This window comes from Streptomyces sp. NPDC013317, assembly GCF_055563155.1.
On sequence record NZ_JBVHDX010000012.1, the window covers coordinates 1 to 24,210 of the forward strand.

Sequence of the window (24,210 nt, forward strand, 5' to 3'; positions counted from 1 at the left end):
CGCGATCTCCCACAACCCGTCCGGAAACAATCCAACTCCACGTACCCCGCCCCGTGACGAACCCAACGACCGCCTCACCACATAGGACACGGTCTAAGACGTTGTTTCACTTGGTGAGTCGGCGGTAGTTGATGAGGCTGGTGGCGATGGCTGTGAAGGCGAGGAAGCGCTCGGGTTTGCGCTCGTAGCGGCGGTGGAGCCGGCGGTAGCCGGAGGGCCAGGACATGGTCCGCTCGACGACCCATCGGTGGCGTCCCAGACGATGTGAGTTCCCAACACCGCGCCGGGCGATCCGAGGTGTTATTCCCCGGCCGCAGAGCCATCGCCGCAGATGGGGATAGTCATAGCCCTTGTCACCATGGAGCTTGTCCGGACGTCTGCGGCGGGGTCCGCGGCGGCTGCGGATCGGCGGTATCGACGCGACGAGCGGCTGCAGTGCGAGGCTGTCGTGGGTGTTGGCCGCGGAGATGGCGACCGCGACCGGCAGACCGCACCGGTCGGTGACGAGATGGATCTTCGATCCGTTCTCGCCGCGATCGGTCGGATTCGGTCCCGTCAGGAGCCCCCTTTGAGGCCCGGACACTCACCGAGTCGATGGCGAAACGCGACCAGTCCAGCTCTCCTTGGGCGCCGAGTTCATCAAGGATGACCCGGTGGAGACGAGCCCAGACTCTGTCCTTGCTCCAGCGCGCGAATCGCCGGTAGACGGTGGGCCAGGCCGGCCCGAACACCGGCGGGACCTGCCGCCACGTGACCCCGACGTCGCCACGAACACGATCGCAGCCAGACACTCACGGTCCCCCGACCGTCGACGGCCGCCCCCTTGCGGACGTTTCACCACCGTCTCCGGCACCACCCTGCGGAACAACTCCCACAACTCATCCGGCACCAACCTCTCAGCAAGACTCGTCATGCCCGTTGCGTGGTCGACTCCTCCCACGTCAGGCCCCTTATAGGCGGGGTGATGCGCGGGCCAGCGCCAGGTCGGCTCGAAACTCCACTTCGTCGAAGGGCACAGCGCCCCGCTTGCGGTCCTTCTGACGGCGGCAACCGCAACAGATGCCACCCAATCCCCCGGCTGCTCGGTGCGACCCCGCCGGTCCGCGGCCGGGTCGGTCGGCCCCGCCTGTTCGCCGACCACTGCTACGACCACGGCCCACCCGACCAAAGCCGCGGGCGAGACGCCATACCCGCCTCCGCCTTCGGCGCCGGACCAGCACGCCCCTGCGTGTACTGGGTCTTCGAGCGCACCTTCGCCCGGCTCCACGGTTTCCGACTGTCGGAATCGGTTTGCTACTTGTCGTTCCCGCCACTGGTTGGTGCTGTTTGCCGGACCGTACCTTCGGTGCATGCCGGGCATCCGGCCGGTTCATACGACGAGGAGTGATCACTGTGAAGCTTGGTCTGCTGGCGCGCATCGAGGTCAAGCCCGAGTTCGCCGACAAGGTAGAGGCGATGCTGCGCAGCGCGGAGACGCTGGCCGAGCAGGAAGCGCAGACCGTGACCTGGTTCTCCTTCCGCCAGGACGCAACGACCTTCGGAGTGTTCGACACCTTCGACGACGAACAGGGACGCCAGAGCCACCTGGAAGGCCTGATCGCCGCCGCTCTCATGGAAGCCGCCCCCACCATGCTCAGCTCCGCCCCTGTCATCACCCCTGTAGACCTCCTGGGCATCAAGATCCCCAGCACCCGCAACACCTGATGCCATGACGATTGGCCGGGCAGATTTGCAAGCTGTCTCGGTGGGAGGTTTATCATCGCTTGGCCTCTCTGCCTCATTGCATATGGCCACGCATTCCATAGTCACCCTGACTTCTTGGAGCGACCGCGATGATAGTATGGCGGGAAGCAAGGGGAGCTAGATGGAATTCGATCCACGACAGGTCTACAGAGCCATAGAAGTGATGGAGAAATATACCGGCATTTTTCCCGGATATCGCAGAGTTCATCCTCGCGGCATTGGGTTCCGTGGCTATTTCTTGGCGTCTAGCGAAATAGCTTCCATCACCACAGCTGAGCATTTTCAGGGCGGAAAAATCGATACTGTGGTCCGACTTTCCAAGGCGGAAGGGAGTCCGTACGCGCCTAGCCGGCATTCGGCCCTTCAGGGCACGGTTCTCGGGCTTGCGGTGCGCTTCACGCTGCCGTCCGGCGGGTACGCGACATGGGGCGCACCGAATGTCGCCGCCTTCCCCGCCAGTACACCAGACGACTTCATCGAGGTGACCACGGCTGCGCGTCACAGGCGACGGACCCGGCGCCCCAGTACCAGACGGCTTCTGTGGCACCTAGGGCGTCGTCGTAGCTCGATGGATGGCGCTAGGGAGAAATCTGGACAGCCCGCTGTGGTCAGTTTCGCCGATGTACGGTTCAACGGCCTTCACGCGTACTTCCTGGTTGACCGTGGGGGTCGACGTCAGGCCTTCCGCTACAAGTGGGTCCCCGAGAGCCCGGCATCCGGCATCAGAATCGCGGAAGACCGGATTCTCCCGCCGGAATATTTGATCAGTGAGATCAAACAGCGGGTGGAGCGTGGGCCGGTGGCATGGAACCTGCTGCTCCAGCCCGCTACTCCGGGGGACCCGGTAGATGACGTCAACAAGCAGTGGCCGCCAAACCGCCAGCTCCATGCCGGCCGTCTCGTGATAGACCAACTCCACGAGGACCAGGAGGCTGTCGAAGGCTACGTCTTCGATCCGACGAGCGCTCCGGGAGGACTCGAGCCATCGAGCGGCGCCATTCTGCACTTCCGTCCCAGGGTGCATTCAGAGTTGTACCGTCGGCGGCACTCCCAAGTTGGGCCGTCCGTGTGCCCCGAATAAGGGGTGGTAAATCGTCCGGCGTAAACCACGATCATGATGTGGCCACGGAGAATGACGTGCCCGCGAACGGGTCTCGCTGCTGATCGGCGCCACTGCGGCGCGGCCGCCACGGGCGCATCCCGTGAAGGGCCGAGCCTCCACGCTCACACAAGTTCGAATTGCGGATCGGAAAAGTAAATAGCGACCGTCTTGACCCCGAGAGGTACATGGCGATTTTAGTCTTACTAAATGCCACTACGGATAGTCATGACTATCGCAGAGGTCTGAGCCGCCGAACAGGACTGGCTCACCCTCGAACCGCACTGAACCTGTCCCATTGGGCGCGAGGTCGGCGATGGCGCAGGTCACGGCAGCGTAGGCGAAGTAGTAGGCGATCTCCGCTATGGCTCTATGCCTACGCCCTACCGGGGGCGGGCCGTCGGGCCTCACAGGCGGGCGGGTCGGATGCTAGGTGCCGCCCGGGCGGTCGGCTCGTCCCCGAAGGGCGGGGATCCGTTTGTCATCGGCAGCGGGCATCTCTTCCTTCGGACCCTGGTGCTCTGAGGGAGCAGGCTCGCCTGCGGCGAGGAGGATTGGACATGTCGGAGCCGACCCGGGGCAAGGCAGGTGTTCGTCCGGCGGGATGAGGAGCTGGCCCGCCTGGGGGCTGTGCACGGACAGAAGCAGCGGGCTCTGCGCAGATGGTGCGTCATCGGGAACGCGTAGAGGGCACCTCGCCAATGGAGAACGCGCAGGTCAGAGGCGAATCCCTTTTTTGTGACGCACAGAGCGCCATGCGTCAAACGTGCGTCACACCCGAAGGCGTACGTCAGAGGCTCGTTTCCCGCTCTCAAGCCGATCACCGATCGAACCACTGCTGCTGACGGTACCGGAAACGCAGCAGCGTCGGAGGGCGCACCCACAACGGGGCCCCTCCGACGCTGGGAAGGCACGGCGTGCAAGATCTACTCGCCTCGACCACGACTACGTTCGGTTAACAGTTGGGATGATCAAGCCGCCGTCGCAGGGATGATTAGCTGGGACTCCAGACGTGCCCAGCCACCCAGCACCGCCTGATGGGTGTCCGGGGCGAGGTGGGCATATCGCTGCGTCGTCTGGTAGCTCTCATGGCCGAGCAGGTGCTGCACCTCGTACAGCGACACTCCGTTCTGTACCAGCCACGAAGCACACGTGTGGCGCATGGAGTGCGGGGGGTAGTGCGGCACCGGGCGCAGATCCCCGGCGAAATCGAGGAACGTCGCTTCCTTCGCCGCCGGCCACCAGACGTGAGTCCTCCAGTTGCCGTCGTCGAGCAGCCGACCTGCCCGCCCCTTCGTGACGGTCGTGAAGACGGCACCGTCCTTCTCGCGTCCGGGCATGTGGCGCGCCAGTGCGTCGAGCACGTGATCAGGCTGGTCCGCGCTCTGCCGCTAATCACCCTGGCCTCCCGGCATAGAGTCACCGCGCTGGTGATCGGACCGTAGTAGAAGGGCAGCATCGCGGCCTGAGCCCTGACGCGGGCGCGAAGCTCCACATTCCCGCTGTCGTCCGCAGCGGTACGCGCCGTGGCGTACCAAGATCGTGACCGAGCAAGGTCGCCGAGCTTCATGAGCGCGTCCGCTGTCAACGTGGAGATCATCGCTGTCAGTTCAGAGAGGCGGACCTGAACGGTGGCAGGCTGTCGGCACGCGGCTAGGTCCTGGACCTCCGCGAGAAGTCCAGGAGATGGCTTAGCATCAAAGCTGGTGGCGTGGAAACGTACTCCTGGCTAGCCCACAGGACCATCTCGTCAATGTGGTCCAGCTGCGTTGAACTGACAGTGGCGGAGGCGAGGGCGCGGTCTACCTCTCGACGTACGGCATCGACCTTGTCCACGAGGTAGCCCGCAGCCGTCGGAACCCGCCCGGCAAGATCAGGCACGCTGTGCTTCTCGGCTCGGTGCCCCTGCGGAGGTTCTGCTCGGAGGACGATGCCTGCGACCACCTCGGTGTCGTCCAAGTCCAAATCGCCTGGTGAACAGGCGTAGAAGGCTGCCAGCACGAGCACGGTGGAGTGGAGCGGCCGGTGTCCTCCCGTCTCCCATAGGCGTAGCTGCTCCACGGTGACCCGCGGAGCTCCGTTCTGGTCGGCGACCAGCTCGCGGATCTGCTCCACAGCGCCGGTGAGTGTGAGGCCCCTGGCCAGACGCTGCGCGCGCAAGCGGGAGACCGAGCAATGCGCATGAATCGTGTGGGCGATCTTGCCGGTTGAATGCCCACGCTCCGCGCCGCTCTCGCGTAACCGCCGTGCGCAGGACGGACCGTGAGGTTCAAGGCCACTTCGCATGAAGACGATTCCCTTCAGACTCGTCCGCCAGCGTACTGACCCGCCGTCCGGTCGGCGTCAAGAAATCGTGACTCCATCGACCACGGAACCGGAAATACGTGAAGGGTCACGCACGCACGTCGCGTTTACGTGAACTGTCGTGGTTGCTGCTCCTAAGCCAGGAGGACAAATCTTGCCCTCCCCGGGAGTCCAACTCGCACACCGTTGGCTGGCCCGGACATTCGACGGTCCCTTCTCCCAACGCGGGAGGCACATCGTGTCCCAGGCACCACACCCGAGCGACAGGCTCACGCTGGCGACCACGCCGAACGCCGTGGGCCTAGCGAGGCTGTACACCGCCGACGTCCTATCCCGCTGGGGGACGCCACCCAACGTCATCGAGACGGTGCAACTCATCGTCTCCGAGCTGACCACGAACGCGGTGCAGCACACCCAGGAGGGCCAGGAGCAGGCAGTCCGGGAGACGTCTTCGCTTTCGATCGCCGAGGGCGGGCCGCGCGTGTCGGGGAGGCTGCTGGTTCTCCGACCGAGCGGGCGCACGGGCAGGCCCTGACCGCGCTGCATCTCAACCTCGGAGACAGCCTGCCCCCGGCTGGAGCCGGTTCCCGCCGTCGCCCTGTGGAGCGGCCAGAGCCTCCACATTCCGCCCGTGTGTCTCGACCCCGACGGCATCCACCACGAGGGGCCCGAAAACCGCGACTCGAGTGGGCTGTTGTGGCCGCGGATCTCCGGCACCGCAAGCGGAACCCCGCGTACGCGGACGTGAGCCCCTTCCAACAGCGCAAGGCAATGGCGGAGCTGTGGTGCCAGATCAGCATGGGGCCGGCCACCCGGTCAAGACCCTTACCCGCCGATCGACGCAATGGGCGCCCGTCACCCGGCCGCGTGCAGGCCTTGATCGACCAGATCCGTCCGGCGATCGACTTCACCGTTCAGGGTGCGGCTCGGCGGACGCGGTCATCACCGCGAGCGAGCGTGGGGCTGGTCCGCTCCCGCTGGCCGAACCGACACCCAGGCGCCCAAGATTGCTGCGGGCGCGCTAGCCGTGGTGGGGGCCCGGTGCGAACTGGCCAGCCCCCCATCGCGAGCCGGACGGCGTACCTGCCGCTAGACTTGCAGAGTTATGCAATTTACTAGTTTTGTATTCGCTGGGCGGGGGTCGCGGTGTGGCCGGGTTCGAGGAAGCGGCGCTGGAACGGGTCCGTGTGGCGCGGGCTCGTCTCGAGGATGCGCAGGAGGCTGACGATGCCTTCGAGGAGGCGCAGGCCGCGGAGGAGCTGGAAGACGCGTTGCGCGTGGCCCGCGATCACGGAGTGGCCACCGACGGGAACAACCGGTGAAGCCGGTGTCATCGCCGGCTCGTCCGAGGCGGCGATGATGGCCCGCCCCCAGCGGGCAGCCGGCCGTTGAGGTCCGCAAGCACGTGTGGACGGTGCCGTTGGTGCCGGGATCTGTCCGGGCCGCGCGCGAGCGCACCGAACGCTCCCTGGTCCTCTTCGGCCTGGAGAGATCCTCCGCGCTCTTCGGGACCGCGCTCCTGGTCGTCAGCGAGCTCGTGGCCAACGCCGTCCGGCACGCGCAGCACTCCCTGGACGCGGAGGTCACCGTCCACATGTCCGAGCATCTGCTCGTGGTCCGTGTCGGGGATCTGGACCCGCGGCCGATAACGCTGGCCGATGCCGGCCGGACCTCCGGTCAGGGGCTGCGCACGGTGGCGGAGCTGGCGCGTACCCCTTCGGCGGCGACGTCCGTATCGAGCCCTCCGCCGACGGGCGCGGCAAGGCGGTCGTCGTCCGCTTCATCTTGCCGGGAGGAACACCGTGACCAGCAGCAGCGAAGAGGGCGTCCGGCTGTACGAGATCACCTATCTCGGCACCGGCCCCGAGCCGGATGTTCGTACGGTCGAGGTCGGGGAGGTCGCGGCCGTCATCGAGTACGCCGGCGTGCACGGCATGCAGATCCTCGTCCGCCCGTGCACCGGCCCGCCCCAGGAACCGGACCCCAGGAAGGAAGACTGATCATGACGGACAACCCGACCGGGAAGGACAGGGCGGCGGAGCAGGAGAAGTGGAAGGAGAAGGGCGTCGCGATGCGGGCCTTCTTCTACATTTTCGGCACGCACGTGTTCGCCGGTTTCATCTGGCTGCTGTTCTACCTCGGCCAGCACGCGCAGAAGTGAGGTCGGCACCCGCCAAAGGTTCGGCTCCGGCCTGGGTGCCGCTACGTGGGCTCGGTAAGGGCGGTGATGCTCGGCGGCGCAGGAGGTTGCGGATCTGGGGGATGTCAGTCCCCCTGCTTCCCGCCGTCGCCGGCGAAGAGGTCGGACAGGTCCTGGCTGGTCCGGCCCAGGAGCGTCGTTGACCGGCCCGGTGACCGCCGGCCACGGGTTGCGCGGACACTGTCGTCTGCGGTCTTCTGGCCGCAGGACCGGGGTGTGTGGTCCGGCCCCCTGCCTGGTCGGGTCTCGCGGTGCGGCGGCATTCAGTGGGCCGGGGTGGTTTGCGGTCGGTGGCTGAGGAGTTCGGCGAGGCCCTGGCGGGTTGCGGCGATGACGACTCGGTCGTCGGGCCCGAGGAGATGCCCGGGGTGAAGGTCGAAGAGAAGGCCACTGACGTGGCTCTGGCCGTCGAGGCGAGTGGCGCGTAAGTCGGGACGCCGGTCGGCGGGGTCGGTGGTGTCCAGGGCGAGGATGCGCCACTGGCCGGGGTTGAGGGTGTCGGCGATGGTGCGGCCTTCGAGCTGGGGCAGGCCGACCACATCTATCGCGGCGAAGAGCAGCACCCGGCGCTCGACGGGTATGGCGCCCAGGATCTGGCGTCCCATCATGGCTGCGGCGAAGGCCGGGGCGGCCAGGGAGGTGACGCTGCGGCTTCGGGTCACCGCCTGGGGGTGCGCGGCGCGCAGGGTGTGGTGGACGGCGGTGGCGAATTCGTCGTCGTACAGGCGCAGTGCCACGCGCAGGTCGGAGTTGGTGGTGCGGGCGCAGAGGATGGCTTCGAAGTTGGTGGTGTCCGAGCTGGTGAGGGCGAGGAGTGCGTGGGCGCGGTGGACGCGGACGGCTTCGAGAACGCCGTCCTGGGTGGCGTCGCCGAGGATGACCGGCACGCGCAGGCTCCGGGCGAGGGGATGCCGCGGGCTTCGGGGTCTTCTTCCACGCAGACGACGGGGATGTCGAGTTCGCGCAGGCGGGCCATGACGCGGGTTCCGATCTTGCCGAGGCCGAGCAGGACGATGTGGTCGGCGGTACCACGCGGGGGCCTGCGCAAGGTGGAGGCGGAGCGGAAGGATCCGGACGCCTCCAGCACTGCGGCGACCAGGACGGGGAGGAGGAGCAGGCCGACGAGGCCGGTGAACAGCTGGAGGAGCTGGCGCTCGACGGTGTCGTCGACGGCGGGGTCGTTGATGGAGAAGAGGTCGAGGAGGATGTATGCGGAGTGGGCGACCGGGTCACCGGTGGTGATCTTGGAGGTGATGGCGATGGCGATGACGGCCGCGGTGAAACCGGACAGTGACCAGCGGCCCCGGCGCGAGAACAGCTCCATCACCGGCAGGCGGGCGGCACTGAGCCTGCCGGGCGCCGGGGAGGAGGCGGCGTGCGATACGGCTTCGAGGACGACGGCGCCGCGCTGCGCTGACTGTGCAATCTCCATCGGAGCGGGCAGGAGCCGGGGACCGGCCGGCCCGCTGGCGTCCGTTCCCTCGGTGCCATCGGGGTCCTCGGTGGTGGAGGAGAGCAGGGCCAGTGTGCACAGGACCGGCTCGGTGGCCTCGCGCCGCTGCACGGGGGTGCGCTCGATCGCGCGGAACAGCAGGCCGTCGGCCTGGAGGACCTTGCTCGTGCCGGCGACGACGGTGGCCGCGAGTGCGGGGGCAGCGGTGTCGGCGTCCGAAAGTACCGTGATCGCCGAGTCACCCGCCTGTCCTCCGGCCACGACCGCGGCCTGGCCGAGGAGTTCGGCGAGGTAGCGGCCGAGCTTGCGGTTGTAGAGGCGGATGACGAGGCGGACCCTCGGGTTGATACGGCGGGCCGCCAGCGCGGCCCGGATGTTGAACTCGTCGTCCTCGTAGACGAGCGCGACCGCAGCGGCGCGGGCGGTGCCCGCCTCCCGGAGCGCCGCCGCGTCCGCAGTGTCGGCTTCCACGACACGGGTGGTGGCAGGGGGCCGATGGTGTCGGCGTCGGGCACGAGGAGCGTGACGGGCCGGCGGTAGATGTCGTGGAGTTCGCCGGCCAGGCGAACGGCGAGCGCGTCGTCACCACAGACGATCATCTCCCCGGGTATCGAGTTGCTGTGCGTCACCCTGTTCTCCTGCTCCTGTGCCGCAGGCGCTGCCTCAGCGCGTTGCCCGCCTCGCCCACCGCGATCAGGAGCACCGCGGACGCACCGCACCCCACCAGGGTCACCGGTTGGCTGGTAGCCGCGCTGAGCAGCACCAGTACGAGGGTGACGACGGCCCACCACACCAGGAGGGATCCCGCCTGCCGCCGCCAGTTCCGTATCCGGCTCACGGGGCACCCACTCCCGGGGTGCCCGCCGCCGGCAGGGGCGTCCAGGAGTGCTCGTACGTCGGGGGGTTCCACGGTTTGGGGGCGGGAGGGGCCGCGAACGGTCCGGCCCGGTTGGCCATGAGGATCATCATCGTCCCGACGAAGAGCACGGTGATGACGATCAGTGCGAGGCCGACGGGGTTGCGCGGGTTGTAGTAGTAGCGGTTGGTTCCCCACTTGCTGCGTTTGAAGATGGGCTCGTCGTCGTGGTGCACAGGCTTTCCCCCGGGTCGAAAGCGATTGGGCGGCCCACCGCACACAGGTGTGAAGCGGGGGCGGCCGGATGGCTTGCGGACGTTGATCTGTCCCGGTGCGCGCCGGGGCGACTACGGCTACGGCTCGATCAGGCCGACGCGGATGGCGTAGCGGGTGAGTTCGAGGCGGTCGCGCAGGCCGAGTTTCTGGAGCAGGTTGGCGCGGTGGCGTTCCACCGTCTTGGGGCTGATGACGAGGAGGTCGCCAATCTCTTTGGAGCTGTGGCCTTCGGCGACGAGTTTGAGGACCTCCTCTTCGCGTTCGGTGATGGCCCGGTCCGGGATCGGGCCGCCGGCGCGGGCGCGGTCGAGGTAGCTGCGGATGAGGGTGGTCTCCGCGCCGGGGTAGATGAACGGCTCGTCCCGCAGGGCGGCGCGGCAGGCTGCGACGAGGTCGCGGTCGGCGACGGATTTGAGGACGTACCCGGAGGCTCCGGCGCGCAGGGCCTCGAAGAAGTACTGCTCGTTGTCGTACATCGTGAGCATCAGGATCCGCAGGCCGGGCTGGATGCGGGCGAGTTCGCGGGCGGCCTGGAGGCCGGTCTGGCGGGGCATGGCGATGTCGAGGACGGCGAGGTCGATGTCGAGGCTGCGGGCCTGGGCGACGGCTTCGGCTCCGTCGGCGGCCTCGGCGATCACGGTCAGGTCGGGTTCGGCGTCCAGGATGAGGCGTACGCCGCGGCGCACGAGGGTGTGGTCGTCGGCGAGCAGGATGCGGGCGGGCCCGGCCTCCGGCTGACTCATGCTGTGGCCCCCGTGGTGTCGTGGATTTCGAGTCGGACTTGGGTGCCGCCGTGCGGGCTGGCCCCGACGTAGAGTTCGGCGCCGATGAGCAGGGCACGTTCGCGCATCCCCCGGATGCCGGCGCCCTCAGGGGCGTCCCCGAGCCCGTGGCCGTTGTCGCGGACCAGGAGCCCGGTGCCGCCGCGGGGCAGGGGCCGCAGGTGGACCTCGACGCGGGTGGCGCTCGCATGGCGGGCTGCGTTGGTCAGGCCCTCCTGGGCCACGCGGTAGAGGACGAGTTCGGTGGCCGGGTCCAGGTGGGGCAGGCCGGGGGTGATGTGGGCGGTGACGCCCAGGCGCGGGGTGGTGAACTCGGCGGCCAGGGAGCGCAGCGCGCTGTGCAGGCCGAGTTCCTCCAGGACGCCGGGGCGCAGGCGGCGGGCGATGCGGCGGATCTCGTCCAGGCTGGCGCGGGTGGTCTCCTGGGCCTGGTGCAGGTCGGTGCGGATCGGTTCGGGGGCGCGGTCGGCGGCGTGCTTGAGCTGGAGGAGCACGGCGGTGAGGGTCTGGCCGATCTCGTCGTGGAGTTCCTGGGCGATGCGCTTGCGTTCGCCCTCCAGCGCGGTGAGTACCCGGCCGCTGCTGGTGGCGCGCTCGGCTTCGAGGCGATCCAGCATGGCGTTGAAGGTCCGGGTGAGGGCTGCAACCTCCCCGCCGCCGGTGACCGTCGGTCGGGCGTCGGGTTTGAGGAGGTCGGCGGTGGCCATGGCCCGGTTCAGCCGGGCGAGCGGGGCCAGCCCGACCTTGAGGAGGACCGCGTTGATGATGAGCATCGCGGCCAGCCCTCCGAGCAGCACGAGCGCCTCCCCGAACAGGACCGGCGTGGAAACGGTGACCGGGCCCAGCAGCAAGGCCACCGCGAGGGCCAGAACACCTGCGTTCAGCAGGAAGATCCGCCAGTACAACGACACGGCCACACGCCTTTCCAGCCGGTCCCCCAGCATCTTCCGCGGCCGCCCGGCCTCCCCGCATCCAGGCGCTTTGACCTGCGACGGAGCCCACTTCCCCGCCCCATCCTCACGCCGGTGGAACGCTGCTGTCCATCCGTGCCGACACCCATATTTCGGACACGCGGAAAGTGGCACGATGGGCCCCGCCGAGCGGCTTCTCCTGCCCGAGACCAGTGTCCGCCGCAGCGGCGTCACGTAGGAAAGCGAACACGAGGGGGACAGCTGTGCCTGCTCCACGGACGAGCACCACACCACTGCCCGGCATCGGGGTCCAGTACGACCTCACCACCCGCGAACACCGCCACCTGTCCGTGGTCGCGCACCGCGACGGCACCCGGACGGTGAACCTCTACCGGGCGGATGACCCCGACGCCTGCGCCCAGTCCCTGCACCTGACCGGTGCGGAGACGGCCTCGCTGATCGATGCGCTGATGCCGGCCCACCACAGCCCCAACGTGCTCCACACCACCGACCTCGGGCTGGTCGCCGAGCGGATCGAGCTGTCCGGGCACTCGTACTGGAATGGCCGGGTGCTGGGCGAGACGCGGATGCGTACGGAGACCGGTGTCTCGATCGTGGCCGTGCTGCGCCGCGCGGAGGCCCGCCCCTCTCCAGCGCCGGACTTCCGCCTCGCGGGCGGGGACACCCTCATCGTGATCGGCACCCGCGAGGGCGTCGACGCCGCTGCCTCCATACTCGGACGGGAGTGATCGCCTGTGCATTCCGCTCTGTTCCTGATCGAGTTCGGTGCGATCATCCTCGGCCTGGGCCTGCTGGGCCGGGTCGCCGGGCGCCTGAAGTTCTCCCCCATCCCCCTGTACCTCCTGGCCGGCCTCGCCTTCGGTACCGGCGGACTGCTGCCCATGGGAGCGAGCGAGGAGTTCGTCGCGATCGGCGCCGAGATCGGCGTGATCCTCCTCCTGCTGATGCTGGGCCTGGAGTACACGGCCTCGGATCTGGTCTCCAACCTCAAGACCCAGTACCCGGCCGGACTGGTCGACTTCGGCCTCAACGCGGTCCCCGGCGCCGTGGCAGCACTCTTGATGGGCTGGGGCCCGGTCGCCGCCGTGGTCCTGGCAGGCGTCACCTGGATCTCCTCCTCCGGGGTGATCGCCAAGGTCATGGGCGACCTGGGCCGGGTCGGCAACCGCGAGACCCCGGTCATCCTGTCCATCCTGGTCCTCGAAGACCTCGCGATGGCGGTCTATCTGCCGATCATCACCGCCCTCCTCGCCGGCGTTAGCCTCGCCGCTGGCAGTGCGACCCTGGCCATCGCCCTCGGCGTCGCCGGAGCGGTCCTGTTCACTGCCGTGCGCTTCGGGCGCCACATCTCCCGCTTCGTCTCCAGCGACGACCCCGAGAAGCTCCTCCTGGTCGTCCTCGGGCTGACCCTGCTCGTCGCCGGCATCGCCCAGCAGCTCCAGGTGTCGGCCGCCGTCGGCGCGTTCCTCGTCGGCATCGCCCTCTCCGGTGAGGTCGCCGAGGGCACGCACACGCTGCTCAGCCCGCTGCGCGACCTGTTCGCGGCCGTGTTCTTCGTGTTCTTCGGCCTGCACACCGACCCCGCGAGCATCCCGCCCGTGCTGTTGCCCGCGCTCGCGCTCGCCGTGGTCACAGCGGGTACGAAGATCGCCACCGGGTACTGGGCGGCGAAGCGCGCAGGCGTCGGCGTCAAGGGGCGCTGGCGCGCCGGTGGCACGCTGGTGGCCCGTGGCGAGTTCTCCATCGTCATCGCCGGCCTCGCCGTCACGGCCGGCATCGAGCCCGCGATGGGCCCGCTCGCGACCGCGTACGTGCTGATCCTCGTGGTGATCGGCCCGCTGACCGCCCGCTACACCGAACCCGTGGCCGCGTGGGTGTCTAGCCGCCGCACCCCGCCGGGCCCGGCCGCCTTGGCCGCGGTGCCGTCCCAGCCGGTATCCCCGGACGACCTCAAGGACCAGGCGCAGGATCCGGCCGGCCGCGCGTGAGTGAGGACACCTGGGCAGCGATCACCAGCCGGGAGACCGTGCTGCTGCTCGCCGCCCTGGCCGTCTACCTCGGCGGCGCGGTCGGCTTCGCCCACCGCCTGCCCCGCCTCCTGGCACGTCACCCGGGCTGGCGCCGGGACGCCGAACACGACCCGGTCTCCAGCGCCCTCACCCTGACCCTGCTGATCGTCCTGTGGCCGGCGACCGCCGTATACCTGGCCTGGCAAGCTCGCTACCGGTCGCCGCGATCGGTGACCAGGCCGTCTGCGGGACGGTCTTCGCCACGAACACGCGATTCCCGCGCTCTATGGAGGTACATGTGCTCACCGTTGTACAGGCGGCCACGATTGCGGTGGCCCTTGGAGTCGGGACCGCCGGCGTCTGGACGATCGTGACCGGCCGTGTCGTTTTACCCTGGCTTCGGCGCAGCGTGCGGCGGCCGGTTGTCTGGGGCGTGGGAACGCTCGTCATGGCAGGCGCGCTCGCGGGGGCGCCCGCATTGCCCTTCACGGTCTTCGTGCCGCTCCTGATGGCCGGTGTCGCTCTGGTCGGCTTCGCGCAGGTCTCCCGGCCCCGGAACAACTCGTAGGTCACTCGGTGCCGCCACCGACCGGTTCGGACCTGCCGTGTTCGCCGAGCCAGCGGGCGAGTTTGCCCCGGCGGCCAACGGCGCGCAGCCTGCGCTCGGTCGCCTGCCGGGTCGCCGAAGTGGTGACGAGGAGCAGCTCGTCGCCGGCGGCGAGGACCGTGTCGGGGCCGGGTACCTGGGTGACGCCGCCGCGCACGAGGAGGGTGATCACCGCCGGTGGCGGGAGCCGTAGTTCGAAGACGGCGACGCCGTGGAGGCGGGAGCCGGGCGGGATGGTGACGGTCAGCAGGTCGGCGTCGAGGACGTCCAGGGGCGCGCTTTCGACCTGGACTTCACGCACGGCCCCGGGCCGGGCGATGTGCAGGAGGTGGGCGGCGGCGGGCAGGGTGGGGCCCTGGACGAGGGTGAAGACGACGACGAGGACGAAGACGATGTTGAGCAGGTGCCGGGCACCGTCGACGGCCGCGACGATCGGGAAGGTGGCGAGGACGATCGGCACGGCGCCGCGCAGGCCCGCCCAGGAGATGAAGGCCTGTTCCCGCCACGGCGTGCGGAAGGGCAGCAGGCAGGTGGCGACCGAGACGGGGCGGGCGATCAGCAGCAGGACGAGTCCGACCGCGAGGGCGGGCAGGACGGCGGAGGGCAGTTCGCTGGGGTCGACGAGCAGTCCGAGCATGACGAACAGGCCGATCTGGGCGAGCCATCCGGTGCCCTCGGCGAAGGAGCGGGTCGCCGCGCGGTGGGGCAGGCGCGAGTTGCCCAGGACCAGCCCGGCCAGGTAGGCGGCGATGATGCCGCTGGCGTTGACGAATCCGCCGGCGGCGAAGGCGATGACGCCGAACCCGACGGTCGCCAGCGGATACAGCCCGGTGGCCGGCAGCGCGATGTGCCGCAGCGCGGCCACCCCGATCCTGCCAATGGCCAGCCCCAGCAGACCGCCGACAACCAGCTGGTAGACGACGTTGCCGAGAATCGCGGCCGGGCCGGGGAGGTCGGCGACGGCGGTGGAGAAGACCAGCACCAGGATGATGGTCGGGGCATCGTTGAACCCCGACTCCGCCTCCAGCAGCCCCGTGGTCTTCCGAGGCAAAGGCAGGGAGCGCAGCACTGCGAAGACCGCGGCGGCGTCAGTGGAGGAGACGATCGCACCCAGGAGCAGGGCCAGGTGCCAGTCCATGCCCAGGAGGTAGTGGGCCCCGGCACCCGTGACCACAACCGACACGGCAACGCCCACGGTCGCCAGCACACCGGCCGGTGCCAGCCGGTGCCTGACGTCCGGCCAGTGCGTACTCAGACCACCCTCGACGAGAATGACGGCAAGGCCCGCGGTTCCCAGGGACTGGGCGAGCTGCGCGTCGTCGAACTCGATGCCGATCACGTCCTCGCCGGCGATCACGCCGACGGCGAGGAACAGCAGCAGGCTCGGCAGGCCGAGCCGGTGCGCGGTGCGGGCGGCGGCGATGCTGGCCATGAGGACGACGCCGCCCACCAGCAGCACCAGGTACAGCTGCTGCAGCGTCACAGCGCGCCCCTAGGGCCTGCGCCGGCGCAGGCGGCGCAGGCGGTTGCTGTCGAGGAGGTTGACCGCGAGCGCGGCCATAATCAGGCCCGCCGCCAGCAGCAGCCCGTGCGGGACCAGTACCCCGGTGACCACGGCGGCCAGGGCCAGCAGCAGGGCCAACCAGGCCCGGCCGCGCCGGTACTCGCGTGGCCGGCGGGGGCGGCCCTTGCCCAGGCCGCGGGCGAAACGGGGATCGTCGTGCCACAGCGCGGCTTCGAGGTCGGCGATCCGTCATCATCGGAGTCGGTCATGGCCTTGCCTCCTTTCATCGGTCAGGCGAGGGCGAAGTAGCGCAGCCACACGTACGCCCCGGCCAGCACGGTGGTGACAGCGGTGACGACCAGGCCGTAGCGGCTGAACTGCCAGAAGGAGATGTGGTGTCCGGCCCGGTCCGCGATGCCGACGGTGACGACGTTGGCGGAGGAGGCGATGATCGTGGCGTTGCCCGCCAGGTCCGCGCCCAGTGCGAAGGACCACCACAAGACCTGCGCCTGCTCGCCTCCTCCGGAGGCGGCGACGATCTCGGAGACGACCGGGCTGGTCGAGGCGACGAAGGGGATGTTGTCGATGACCGCGGACGGCACGATCGATCCGAACAGCAGGGCCATGGATGCCCCGAACAGGTTGCCGTCCAGTACGCGGGCCGCAGCCTGCCCGAGGTCGGTGAGGATCCCCGTCTGGACCATGGCGCCGACCATCACGAACAGGCCGGCGAAGAACGCCAGGGTCTCCCACTCGACGTCCGCCGCGACCTTGCGCGCATCGAGCCGGGAGACGGCGAGGAGGATCAGGCCACCGGAGATCGCGACGACCGATGGCTCCAGGTGGAGGGTGGTGTGCAGGACGAAGCAGGCCATCACGATCGTGACGACGATGCCGCTGACGGCCAGGAAGCCGGGGGGGCGGTGATGGCGTCCCGCTCGCGCATGGCCATGACGTGCGCGGCCCGCTTGGGGCCGTAGGAGAAAGCGCCGCGGAACATCCAGCGGGCCATCACCGCGAACACCACGACCAGCAGCGCCGCGATGGGCGCCATGTGGAGCAGGAAGTCGTTGAAGGACAGTCCGGCGCGGGAGCCGATCATGATGTTCGGCGGGTCGCCGATCAGGGTGGCGGCGCCGCCGATGTTGCAGGCCATCACCTCGGCGATCAGATAGGGCACGACGGGGACGCCGAGCTTGGTGCAGACCGCGATGGTCACGGGGGCGATCAGCAGGACGGTGGTGACGTTGTCCAGCCACGCCGACAGGAACGCGGTCGCGAGGATGAGCAGCACCATGAGCCGGTACGGGCGGCCGTGCGACCGTTTGGCGGCCCAGATCGCGACGAACTCGAACAGGCCGGTGCGTTTGAGGACGGAGACGATCAGCATCATGCCCAGCAGCAGGAAGATGACGTTCCAGTCGATACCGGCCACATCGGAGAAGAACGCGTGCTCCGGGCTCGTCGCGCCGATCAGCAGCATGACGACCGCGCCACCCAGGGCCGCGGTGACCCGGTGGACCTTCTCCGTGGCGATCAGCACGTAGACGGCCCCGAACACCGCCACGGCCAGCCACGCGGTGACGCTCATGGCGGGCCCGCCCAGCAGATGCGGGGGTGATGCGGAGACGGGGGCGGGGTCGTCATCGGGGCGGCTCCGTTCACAGGTGCTGCCGCGAGCACCCGCGCCCCACGAGGGCCTCCCCGAACAGAAGGTGCTCTGGACCCCCACCATCACCTGGCGCCCCCGCCCGGCGCATCGGGGCCAACACCCATCTTCGCCACCCCCGTAACGGAGGATCTTCCCCACACCAGCACCGCTGCGAACGATCGCGCCGGCAGTCGTGGACGGTCTGCGCGTCTACCACCGGCCCGTAGCCAGCCCCGATCTCGGCCACCGGGCGGCTGCAACGGCACACCTCAGCCCTGCGGGTTCACGCGGGATTCTTCGCTGTGAGCCAGCCGGGCGAGGACCTTGGCGTACACCGTGGTCGCCGCGGCGGTGACGGTCGCTACGGTCGCCAGCGCGAGGATGCCCAGGAGCGAAGGCCACTGCCGCAACTCGTCGCTGCGGCAGACCCGTTCCTGGGGCGAGGGCTCAACGAACGGGCCCCGGCACAGACTGCGGGACCCCTGATAGGACGACACCTCGGGGCCGTAGTCGGCAAACAGCAGGAAGGCGAAGCATCCCCAGATCACCATGGCCAGGAGCATCCACGCGATTGACCACCGCTCGATCCGGCGCGCGTCCCGGCCCGTCTTCCCAGCCCGCCGCGGTGCGGTACCTGCGGGAGCGGCTTCCACAGCCGCCTCATCGCCCGCCGTTCTTCCCCTCTTGACTTCAACGAATGTTTGTCAGTTCATCACACCAGCCCACGCATCCTGGCCTGCCTCCCCCCAGCGCCCCACGATGGCCCTCCCGAACAAGAAGCGCCCCAGGATCCCACCATCGCCTAACGCCCCGCCCGGCGCATCGGGGCCAGCACCCATCTTCACGGCCCCCGACAACGGTCCTGGTCGCAAGCAACGCGCACACCACCCCGGCGGCACGACGCACCTGATGTCCTGTCGCCGCAGTGGCCGCCCTCAGCCCCGCTCTGCTGGCCGGCCTGCTCCACCCGGCATGAGGCTCAAAGGATGGCAAAGGAGGCATGTCCAGGAGAGAGAGCCGTGCTGGAGGGAGATGGTTCGCCATGGTCCAGGAACTGCTGACCGCACTGGCGATCACCGGCGCCGCAGGCCTGCTCTATCTGGCAGCGGCGGCCCGGGGGGTCAGGCAATACGAGAGGGGCGTCGTGCTGCGCTTCGGTCGCCTGCGCGGCCAGGTCCGGGGGCCCGGGTTCGCCATGATCGTTCCGGTTGTCGACTCGATGCACAAGTGAACATGCAGATCGTGACGATGCCGGTGCCCGCCCAGGACGGCATCACCCGCGACAACGTCACCGTCCGCGTGGACGCCGTCATCTACTTCAAGGTCGTCGACCCCGTGGATGCGATCATCCGCGTCGAGGACTACCGCTTCGCCGTCTCCCAGATGGCACAGACCTCGCTCCGGTCCATCCTCGGCAAGAGCGATCTCGACGAACTGCTCTCCAACCGCGAGAAGCTGAACCAGGGCCTGGAACTGATGATGGACAGCCCGGCCGTCGAGTGGGGCGTGACCATCGACCGGGTGGAGATCAAGGATGTCTCCCTCCCGGAGACGATGAAGCGCTCGATGGCAAGGCAGGCCGAGGCCGACCGCGAACGCCGGGCCAGGATCATCAACGCCGATGCCGAACTCCAGGCGTCCAAGAAGCTGGCGGAAGCCGCCGCCGTGATGTCCGACCAGCCCGCCGCCCTCCAGCTCAGGCTGCTGCAGTCGGTCGTCGCAGTCGCTGCCGAGAAGAACTCCACTCTCGTCCTGCCCTTCCCCGTCGAACTGCTGCGCTTCCTCGAACGGGCCACTCCACCACAGTCCGGACCGCTGCCCACCGCGCCCCGAAGTGGCGCGCCCAGGCCCCCATGGCCGGGGATCCGTCGCCCGGATCCTCAGCACCGGATGGCAACAGCCCCGCCCTGCCTGACGGGCCGGGCGAATGGGCACTGGCCTGGAGGGCCGCCTGATACCTCGCCCCCCGGTGTCACAGTGAACACCGAGCGAACCGGCATGACCAAGGCAGCATTCGGTGACCGGGGATCTCGCGTCGCGGAGTTGGGCGGAGGAAGACGGGCCGTGTCGCTTGGAACTCCTCTTGAGGTTCGGGCCTCAGGCTGAAGCCCTCGCCCTTCTTCGCGTTGCACTCGACCTCGCCCGGACGGAAGGCGACGCGGATGTTCTTCACCAGGTGCCGCGCTTGCGGTCTCGGAGCCCGCGTCAGGCATGGACGCGCAGGCAGACAGAGGCCGTCTACGTGGGCGTTCACCTCAGAGAGGCGCCCATGAACGAAACCTGGCGTACCACGCCATCGCTCTCGCAGCGGCGACCCTGCTCATGATCCCGTTCCCCGTGGCCATCTTCGCTGGCTGGACGCCACCGAAGCTGCCGTCACGGGCCGCGGCACTCCCGTACGCCTGGGCCCTGCTCTGCCTCTACACGCTCGCCCCGATCAACGCCGTCCCTCGCATGCTCAACGCATCAGCGGACGTGGTGATGGCGCCTGCACCGCAGCCGGGCTTGTACCCAGCGCCGCTGCCGTTGCGCTCCTCGTCCATGCCACCCGGTTCGCCCGGCAGCCGGCCTCGCGGCTCGGAGACTGACCGGCCATGCTCAGTACGCGAGTCGCCTCCTGGCTCAGACGCAACGTCGTCGAGCTCCGGATCGCCACGGCGATGGTGGCCGTTGGGGCCCCTGCCACACTGACGGGTGTCGCCCTCTACATGCTTTCCGGCCCCGGCACCCCGGCGCTGATCATCGGCCTGTCCCTGTTCATCGCCAGCCTGGTGATGCTGGGTTCCCGAACCGGGCGGCCGCTGAGCCCCTCCACGTGACATCGCGAAGCGTATCGAGCTGATCACGCACTGATCTCGTCTCCGGGTACGCAGCCCTCGGCCTGGTCTGCCTACCGCGGCCCCTTAAGCCCTGGAACCAGGCGGGCCCGGGCCGCGCAGGCAAGGAAGCGGCCGTCTTCTGGTGTCAGAAGCGCGTTGAACCCGCACTAACGGAAGACGGCCGCCGTATGTGGAGTGCGCGGGCCCTGTAGGGCCGGCACCGTGTGGGAGGACCCTTCAGGTGTGGCGGCCGGCCTTGAGGTCGGCCAGGAGTTCGGCCTGGCCCTCCAGGACGCCGGAGAGGATGCCGCGGGCGACCTTCAGGAGTTCGGCGATCTGGGGGTGGGTGAGGCTGTAGAACACGTTCGAGCCCTCGCGTCGGGTGACCACCAGGTTGGCCTTGCGCAGGACGGCGAGCTGCTGGGAGAGGCTCGCGGCCTCGACCCCGACCTCGGGCAGCATCTCGGCGACCGCGTGCTCGCGTACGGACAGGAGCTCCAGGACGCGGATGCGCACCGGGTGCCCCAGCGTCTTGAAGAACTCCGCCTTCAGCTGGTACAGCGGTGTGCTCACCTGCGTACCCCTGCCTTGACTGCCCATCTCATCCACCCAGAACCGTTCCTTCGTAGGGGCATCCGTTCGCCCCTCTTCACACCTTGTGACCTCCACAATTGCAGATCCCTGCAACTCGTGGGACCCGGCGGTGCACCTTCGTGACGTTCGGCCCGCCAGCGCGGGCCGCTCGCCGGTCAGGCCTTCTTGAGGAACTCGGTCTTCAGGACCAGGCCTTTGACCTTCTTGGTGTTGCACTCGACCTCGCCAGGGCGGGAGGTGAGGCGGATGTTCTTGACCAGGGTGCCGCGCTTGAGGGTCTCGGAGGTGCCCTTGACCTTCAGGTCCTTGGTCAGCGTGACCGAGTCCCCGTCCTGAAGGATGGTGCCGTTGGAGTCCTTGAAGTTGTCGCTCATGGTGCCGGTGTCCTTCGTCGTTCTCGTGGATGGTGGTGCCGGTCTCAGGTGGGGGCGGGTTCCCCGGGGGACTGCTCGGTGGGCCAGTCGTCGGTGGTCCACTGCTTGATCGTGCCGTGGGCGCCGTGAGCGGCCAGAGCGGCGGCGAGGTCGCAGTGGACCGGGATGGGCGGACAGGTCGCGTCCGGGACCAGGGAGCCGTCCGCGGGTATCGCGGCGAGCTCGAGTCGGCGCCCGCTCTCGGCGAGGCGGCGGGCGGCCTGGGCGACGGCGATCTGCCCGCCGGCCGACCAGCCCAGCAGACCGGTCAGGTCGAGGATGACCGGGCCGGTGCCCCTCGCGAGCGCCCAGCCGATGGCGCCGGTGAACCGGTCGGTGGCGTCCGCGCCGAGATACCCGGCCAGGGACACACGCCCAGGTTCCGGCGGGTGGTGTAGCGCCATTCGATCGTCATCGTCAGCTCCTCGGCTTCACAGGGGAAGGGTGATCCAGATGGCCTTGCCGCGCCCGTCCGCGTCCGCCCGTACGACGGCGGTGCCGCCGAGCTCCGTCGTCATCTCCACCACCATCGCCAGGCCGCTGCCCGGCGCAGAGGCCAGGGCCCCGAACAGGGCGGGCTGGTAGGGGTGGCGGTCGTGGACGGCGAACGCGAACGCCCCCGGCCCGTGCGCGAAGGTGACCGTGATCATCGGGGACGTCACGGCGGCGTGGCGGACCGCGTTGGTGACGAGCTCGGCCACGATCAGCAGCGCCGGCCCGACACTCGGATGCCGAAGCCCCACCCCGCACTCGACGAGGACCAGCTCGGTGGTCTCGCGGGCGATGCGTACGGCAGCCCCCATGGCCGGCACATCCAGCACGTGCCGGTAGGGCATCGCCTCGACCTGGACGCTCACCGGCCCGGCCCGTTCACGGTGCGGGCCAGGCGGAACCCGGACACGGACTGCGGGTGCAGGCGCAGCAGGGTGTCATGAGGGCCGTGGGCCCAGCCGGGCAGGGTGCGCCGGTAGTGGGCGGCCTCGTCGGGGTCGGCGATGACGTCTGCCGGGCCGTGGGCGCTGACCGTCCAGCCGGTCCCGGCCGGGCTGCGGATCTCATCGACCTGGTAGGTCAGCAGTGCCCGGCCGGGGATGGTGGCGGCTTGTACGGGAGCGCGGACGACGAGGCGTCCGTACTCCATCACGTGTGCGGCGGGCCGGACGATGGCCACCTCCCACTGGATGTAGACGAGCCTGCCTTGGGCTGAGCCTTCGAGGAGCCACAGGGCCTCGGTGCCGGAGACCTCGATCATGCGCAGGTCGGCGGGGACGGTCATCGTGCGGCCTTCCGGATGCGGTGCGGTCGGTGATGCGTACGGGGCAGCAGGCCCGCCTGCTCCAGGTAGTTACGGGCGCCGGCGATCGCCTCGGGAGTGGTGGCGTACTCGCGGCCTTCCAGGCGCAGCAGGTCCAGGGCGCCGACGGCGTCCAGGGCCTGACGCTGGCCGGGCCGGATGCCGGAGGTCATCACGGCGATGCCGCGCCGGTTCAGTTTCTCCACCGCGTCTTTGAGGACGAGGGCGCCGGTGGCGTCCAGGGTGGTCACCCTCGCCATGCGCAGGATCACCACCGTCACGTCGGCGACCTCGGAGAGTTCGAGGAGGAAGCGGTGGGCGCCAGCGAAGAAGAGGGGGCCGTCGATGCGGTAGGCCACGATGTGCTCGGCCAGCAGGGCGTGCTCTTCGTCGCTGTGTTCGCCGGGCAGGTCCGGGCGGAAGTCGACCTGTTCCATCCGGGCCTGACTCGCCACCACCTTCAAGGTGAGGGCGCCCGCGACTACGAGGCCGATGATCACCGCGTACACGAGGTCGAGAACCAGGGTGGCCGCCGCGGTCAGGACGAGGACGACGGCGTCCGAGCGGGTCGCCTTCGCCATCGCGCGCAGCGAGCCGACCTCCACCATCCGGATCGCCGTCGCCAGCAGCACACCGGCGAGGGCGGCGAGGGGAATTCTCGAGACCATGGGGGCGGCGGCGAACACGATCACCGCGAGGACCGCGGCGTGGGTGAGGGCGGCCAGCCGGGAGGAGGCGCCGGTACGGACGTTGACCGCGGTCCGGGCGATCGCGGCGGTGGCGGGTACGCCGCCGAACAGCGGGGCTGCGAGGTTGGCGATGCCCTGGCCGAACAGTTCCTTGTCCGAGTCGTGCTTCTGCCCCACTGTCATCCCGTCCGCCACGGTGGCCGACAGCAGGGACTCCAGCGCGGCGAGCGCCGCGACCGCGACCGCCGGCGCCAGCAGCGACCCGAACGCCGATTCGTCGAGGAAGGCCAGGGAGGGGGCGGGCAGCCCGGAGGGCAGGTCACCGATCGGTGCCGCCGCGTCGAGGTGGAAGAGCTGCGCGATCACGGTCGCGGCGATCACCGCGACGATCGAGAACGGGATCGTCGGCTTCCACCGCGCCCCGGCCAGCATAACCGCCGCAACACCCAGCGAGAGGCCGATCGCCGTCCAGTTCGGGAAGGCCACGAACTCCACGAGCGCCCGCCACGCCACGAGCAGGACCTTCTCCCCTTCCGGCTTCTCTACCCCCAGCGCGATGGGTATCTGCTGGAGGCCAATCACGCACGCGATCCCCAGGGTGAAGCCCTCCACCACGGGCGCCGGCACGTAGCGCATGTATTGGCCGGCCCGCAGCAGGGCGAGGCCGATCAGGAGCACGCCGGCCATCAGGCCGACGGTGAGGACGCCGCCGGGTCCGTACTGGGCGACGATCGGCACCAGGACCACGGTCATCGCACCGGTAGGCCCGGACACCTGGAGATTCGCCCCCCCGAACAGTGCGGCGAGCGCGCCCGCGACCACGGCCGTGGCCAGGCCCGCCTCCGCGCCCAGGCCGGAGGAGACCCCGAATCCGAGGGCGAGAGGCAGGGCGACGATCGCCACGGTGAGGCCGGCCAGGAGATCCCGGCGGGGGCTGCGGACCATGACCGCGTAATCGGCCCGGGCGGGCAGGACGGAGCGTACC

General features: G+C 69.3%; 24 protein-coding genes and 4 pseudogenes. 9 read left to right on the top strand and 19 right to left on the bottom strand.

The features are described 5' to 3' along the window. Window positions 1–106 precede the first annotated feature (106 nt). A pseudogene (locus tag ACZ3IJ_RS27250) lies at window positions 107–913 on the bottom strand (IS5 family transposase). 479 nt (window positions 914–1,392) lie between these two features. On the opposite strand from ACZ3IJ_RS27250, the gene ACZ3IJ_RS27255 reads away from it, so the two are divergent. After that, window positions 1,393–1,704 carry a putative quinol monooxygenase gene (locus tag ACZ3IJ_RS27255; RefSeq protein WP_467472361.1) on the top strand — a complete coding sequence of 104 codons (312 nt, stop codon included), beginning with the start codon at window positions 1,393–1,395 and terminating at the stop codon, window positions 1,702–1,704. Between the two features lie 160 nt (window positions 1,705–1,864). Further along, entirely contained in the window at window positions 1,865–2,824 is a 960-nt protein-coding gene (locus tag ACZ3IJ_RS27260; protein WP_467472363.1) for a catalase, read from the top strand. 989 nt (window positions 2,825–3,813) lie between these two features. Here ACZ3IJ_RS27260 and ACZ3IJ_RS27265 read toward each other — a convergent pair. Beyond that, on the bottom strand, window positions 3,814–4,206 hold the full coding sequence (locus ACZ3IJ_RS27265; protein WP_467472365.1) for a tyrosine-type recombinase/integrase: 393 nt from the start codon (window positions 4,204–4,206) through the stop codon (window positions 3,814–3,816). Between the two features lie 289 nt (window positions 4,207–4,495). After that, window positions 4,496–4,957: a hypothetical protein gene (locus ACZ3IJ_RS27270; protein WP_467472367.1), complete on the bottom strand. Its 462-nt coding sequence runs from the start codon at window positions 4,955–4,957 to the stop codon at window positions 4,496–4,498. A gap of 427 nt (window positions 4,958–5,384) precedes the next feature. Between ACZ3IJ_RS27270 and ACZ3IJ_RS27275 the strand changes: the two genes are divergently transcribed. Beyond that, a complete protein-coding gene (locus ACZ3IJ_RS27275; protein ID WP_467472369.1) occupies window positions 5,385–5,681 on the top strand; it encodes an ATP-binding protein in 297 nt (98 codons plus the stop codon). Between the two features lie 580 nt (window positions 5,682–6,261). Here ACZ3IJ_RS27275 and ACZ3IJ_RS27280 read toward each other — a convergent pair. Then, complete coding sequence (locus ACZ3IJ_RS27280) at window positions 6,262–6,480, bottom strand: hypothetical protein (protein ID WP_467472370.1); 219 nt, start codon at window positions 6,478–6,480, stop codon at window positions 6,262–6,264. Window positions 6,481–6,948: 468 nt separating this feature from the next. Here ACZ3IJ_RS27280 and ACZ3IJ_RS27285 point away from each other — a divergent pair, with 468 nt between their 5' ends. Both ACZ3IJ_RS27285 and ACZ3IJ_RS27290 read left to right on the top strand, forming a co-directional pair. Next, window positions 6,949–7,146, top strand: coding sequence for a hypothetical protein (locus ACZ3IJ_RS27285; RefSeq protein WP_467472372.1), 198 nt, complete (start codon window positions 6,949–6,951; stop codon window positions 7,144–7,146). Window positions 7,147–7,148: 2 nt separating this feature from the next. After that, window positions 7,149–7,307 carry a DUF6126 family protein gene (locus tag ACZ3IJ_RS27290; RefSeq protein ID WP_467472373.1) on the top strand — a complete coding sequence of 53 codons (159 nt, stop codon included), beginning with the start codon at window positions 7,149–7,151 and terminating at the stop codon, window positions 7,305–7,307. 302 nt (window positions 7,308–7,609) lie between these two features. Here ACZ3IJ_RS27290 and ACZ3IJ_RS27295 read toward each other — a convergent pair. The 5 genes and pseudogenes from ACZ3IJ_RS27295 to ACZ3IJ_RS27315 all read right to left on the bottom strand — a co-directional run bounded on the left by ACZ3IJ_RS27295 (window position 7,610) and on the right by ACZ3IJ_RS27315 (window position 11,624). Continuing rightward, window positions 7,610–9,398: pseudogene (locus tag ACZ3IJ_RS27295) on the bottom strand (NAD-binding protein). Between the two features lie 26 nt (window positions 9,399–9,424). Continuing rightward, window positions 9,425–9,637: a hypothetical protein gene (locus ACZ3IJ_RS27300; protein ID WP_467472375.1), complete on the bottom strand. Its 213-nt coding sequence runs from the start codon at window positions 9,635–9,637 to the stop codon at window positions 9,425–9,427. Continuing rightward, on the bottom strand, window positions 9,634–9,891 hold the full coding sequence (locus ACZ3IJ_RS27305) for a hypothetical protein (protein WP_467472377.1): 258 nt from the start codon (window positions 9,889–9,891) through the stop codon (window positions 9,634–9,636). Before ACZ3IJ_RS27305 ends, ACZ3IJ_RS27300 begins: the two co-directional genes overlap by 4 nt. A gap of 117 nt (window positions 9,892–10,008) precedes the next feature. After that, on the bottom strand, window positions 10,009–10,674 hold the full coding sequence (locus tag ACZ3IJ_RS27310) for a response regulator (RefSeq protein WP_467472379.1): 666 nt from the start codon (window positions 10,672–10,674) through the stop codon (window positions 10,009–10,011). Continuing rightward, window positions 10,671–11,624: a HAMP domain-containing sensor histidine kinase gene (locus tag ACZ3IJ_RS27315; RefSeq protein WP_467472640.1), complete on the bottom strand. Its 954-nt coding sequence runs from the start codon at window positions 11,622–11,624 to the stop codon at window positions 10,671–10,673. Before ACZ3IJ_RS27315 ends, ACZ3IJ_RS27310 begins: the two co-directional genes overlap by 4 nt. Window positions 11,625–11,887: 263 nt before the next feature. Between ACZ3IJ_RS27315 and ACZ3IJ_RS27320 the strand changes: the two genes are divergently transcribed. Further along, entirely contained in the window at window positions 11,888–12,373 is a 486-nt protein-coding gene (locus ACZ3IJ_RS27320) for a cation:proton antiporter regulatory subunit (protein WP_467472381.1), read from the top strand. 6 nt (window positions 12,374–12,379) lie between these two features. Continuing rightward, window positions 12,380–13,633, top strand: coding sequence for a cation:proton antiporter (locus ACZ3IJ_RS27325; protein WP_467472383.1), 1,254 nt, complete (start codon window positions 12,380–12,382; stop codon window positions 13,631–13,633). Between the two features lie 590 nt (window positions 13,634–14,223). Here the strand turns inward: ACZ3IJ_RS27325 and ACZ3IJ_RS27330 are convergent. The 4 genes and pseudogenes from ACZ3IJ_RS27330 to ACZ3IJ_RS27345 form a co-directional block, all read right to left on the bottom strand. Continuing rightward, entirely contained in the window at window positions 14,224–15,744 is a 1,521-nt protein-coding gene (locus tag ACZ3IJ_RS27330) for a potassium/proton antiporter (protein WP_467472385.1), read from the bottom strand. 9 nt (window positions 15,745–15,753) lie between these two features. After that, window positions 15,754–16,011, bottom strand: a complete 258-nt coding sequence (locus tag ACZ3IJ_RS27335) for a DUF3040 domain-containing protein (protein ID WP_467472642.1) — start codon at window positions 16,009–16,011, stop codon at window positions 15,754–15,756. 44 nt (window positions 16,012–16,055) lie between these two features. Then, window positions 16,056–17,356 (bottom strand): annotated as a pseudogene (locus ACZ3IJ_RS27340) (ArsB/NhaD family transporter). Between the two features lie 329 nt (window positions 17,357–17,685). Beyond that, window positions 17,686–17,979: a hypothetical protein gene (locus ACZ3IJ_RS27345; RefSeq protein ID WP_467472387.1), complete on the bottom strand. Its 294-nt coding sequence runs from the start codon at window positions 17,977–17,979 to the stop codon at window positions 17,686–17,688. A 479-nt stretch (window positions 17,980–18,458) separates the two neighbouring features. On the opposite strand from ACZ3IJ_RS27345, the pseudogene ACZ3IJ_RS27350 reads away from it, so the two are divergent. Together ACZ3IJ_RS27350 and ACZ3IJ_RS27355 are read left to right on the top strand one after the other, a co-directional pair. Continuing rightward, a pseudogene (locus ACZ3IJ_RS27350) lies at window positions 18,459–19,220 on the top strand (slipin family protein); the annotation flags it as partial. A gap of 790 nt (window positions 19,221–20,010) precedes the next feature. Then, window positions 20,011–20,235 carry a hypothetical protein gene (locus tag ACZ3IJ_RS27355; RefSeq protein WP_467472388.1) on the top strand — a complete coding sequence of 75 codons (225 nt, stop codon included), beginning with the start codon at window positions 20,011–20,013 and terminating at the stop codon, window positions 20,233–20,235. 237 nt (window positions 20,236–20,472) lie between these two features. On the opposite strand, the gene ACZ3IJ_RS27360 is transcribed toward ACZ3IJ_RS27355, so the two are convergent. The 6 genes from ACZ3IJ_RS27360 to ACZ3IJ_RS27385 all read right to left on the bottom strand — a co-directional run bounded on the left by ACZ3IJ_RS27360 (window position 20,473) and on the right by ACZ3IJ_RS27385 (window position 24,170). Further along, on the bottom strand, window positions 20,473–20,808 hold the full coding sequence (locus tag ACZ3IJ_RS27360; RefSeq protein ID WP_467472390.1) for an ArsR/SmtB family transcription factor: 336 nt from the start codon (window positions 20,806–20,808) through the stop codon (window positions 20,473–20,475). A 176-nt stretch (window positions 20,809–20,984) separates the two neighbouring features. Then, window positions 20,985–21,203 carry an alkylphosphonate utilization protein gene (locus ACZ3IJ_RS27365; protein WP_467472391.1) on the bottom strand — a complete coding sequence of 73 codons (219 nt, stop codon included), beginning with the start codon at window positions 21,201–21,203 and terminating at the stop codon, window positions 20,985–20,987. A gap of 44 nt (window positions 21,204–21,247) precedes the next feature. Beyond that, a complete protein-coding gene (locus ACZ3IJ_RS27370; protein ID WP_467472393.1) occupies window positions 21,248–21,613 on the bottom strand; it encodes an STAS domain-containing protein in 366 nt (121 codons plus the stop codon). Between the two features lie 60 nt (window positions 21,614–21,673). Beyond that, the gene (locus tag ACZ3IJ_RS27375; protein WP_467472394.1) at window positions 21,674–22,099 is read right to left on the bottom strand and encodes an ATP-binding protein; all 426 of its coding nucleotides are present in this window, start codon (window positions 22,097–22,099) and stop codon (window positions 21,674–21,676) included. Beyond that, a complete protein-coding gene (locus ACZ3IJ_RS27380; protein WP_467472396.1) occupies window positions 22,096–22,518 on the bottom strand; it encodes a pyridoxamine 5'-phosphate oxidase family protein in 423 nt (140 codons plus the stop codon). Before ACZ3IJ_RS27380 ends, ACZ3IJ_RS27375 begins: the two co-directional genes overlap by 4 nt. Continuing rightward, entirely contained in the window at window positions 22,515–24,170 is a 1,656-nt protein-coding gene (locus tag ACZ3IJ_RS27385) for a SulP family inorganic anion transporter (RefSeq protein WP_467472645.1), read from the bottom strand. The genes ACZ3IJ_RS27380 and ACZ3IJ_RS27385 overlap by 4 nt, the downstream gene beginning before the upstream one ends. Window positions 24,171–24,210: the final 40 nt, after the last annotated feature.

Coding starts and splice junctions, on each gene's coding strand:
- ACZ3IJ_RS27260 (WP_467472363.1), top strand. CDS start 1,865: ATGGAATTCGATCCACGACAGGTCTACAGAGCCATAGAAGTGATGGAG.
- ACZ3IJ_RS27280 (WP_467472370.1), bottom strand. CDS start 6,480: ATGACACCGGCTTCACCGGTTGTTCCCGTCGGTGGCCACTCCGTGATC.
- ACZ3IJ_RS27290 (WP_467472373.1), top strand. CDS start 7,149: ATGACGGACAACCCGACCGGGAAGGACAGGGCGGCGGAGCAGGAGAAG.
- ACZ3IJ_RS27310 (WP_467472379.1), bottom strand. CDS start 10,674: ATGAGTCAGCCGGAGGCCGGGCCCGCCCGCATCCTGCTCGCCGACGAC.
- ACZ3IJ_RS27345 (WP_467472387.1), bottom strand. CDS start 17,979: ATGCTCCTGGCCATGGTGATCTGGGGATGCTTCGCCTTCCTGCTGTTT.
- ACZ3IJ_RS27355 (WP_467472388.1), top strand. CDS start 20,011: ATGCTCAGTACGCGAGTCGCCTCCTGGCTCAGACGCAACGTCGTCGAG.
- ACZ3IJ_RS27365 (WP_467472391.1), bottom strand. CDS start 21,203: ATGAGCGACAACTTCAAGGACTCCAACGGCACCATCCTTCAGGACGGG.
- ACZ3IJ_RS27380 (WP_467472396.1), bottom strand. CDS start 22,518: ATGACCGTCCCCGCCGACCTGCGCATGATCGAGGTCTCCGGCACCGAG.
- ACZ3IJ_RS27385 (WP_467472645.1), bottom strand. CDS start 24,170: ATGGTCCGCAGCCCCCGCCGGGATCTCCTGGCCGGCCTCACCGTGGCG.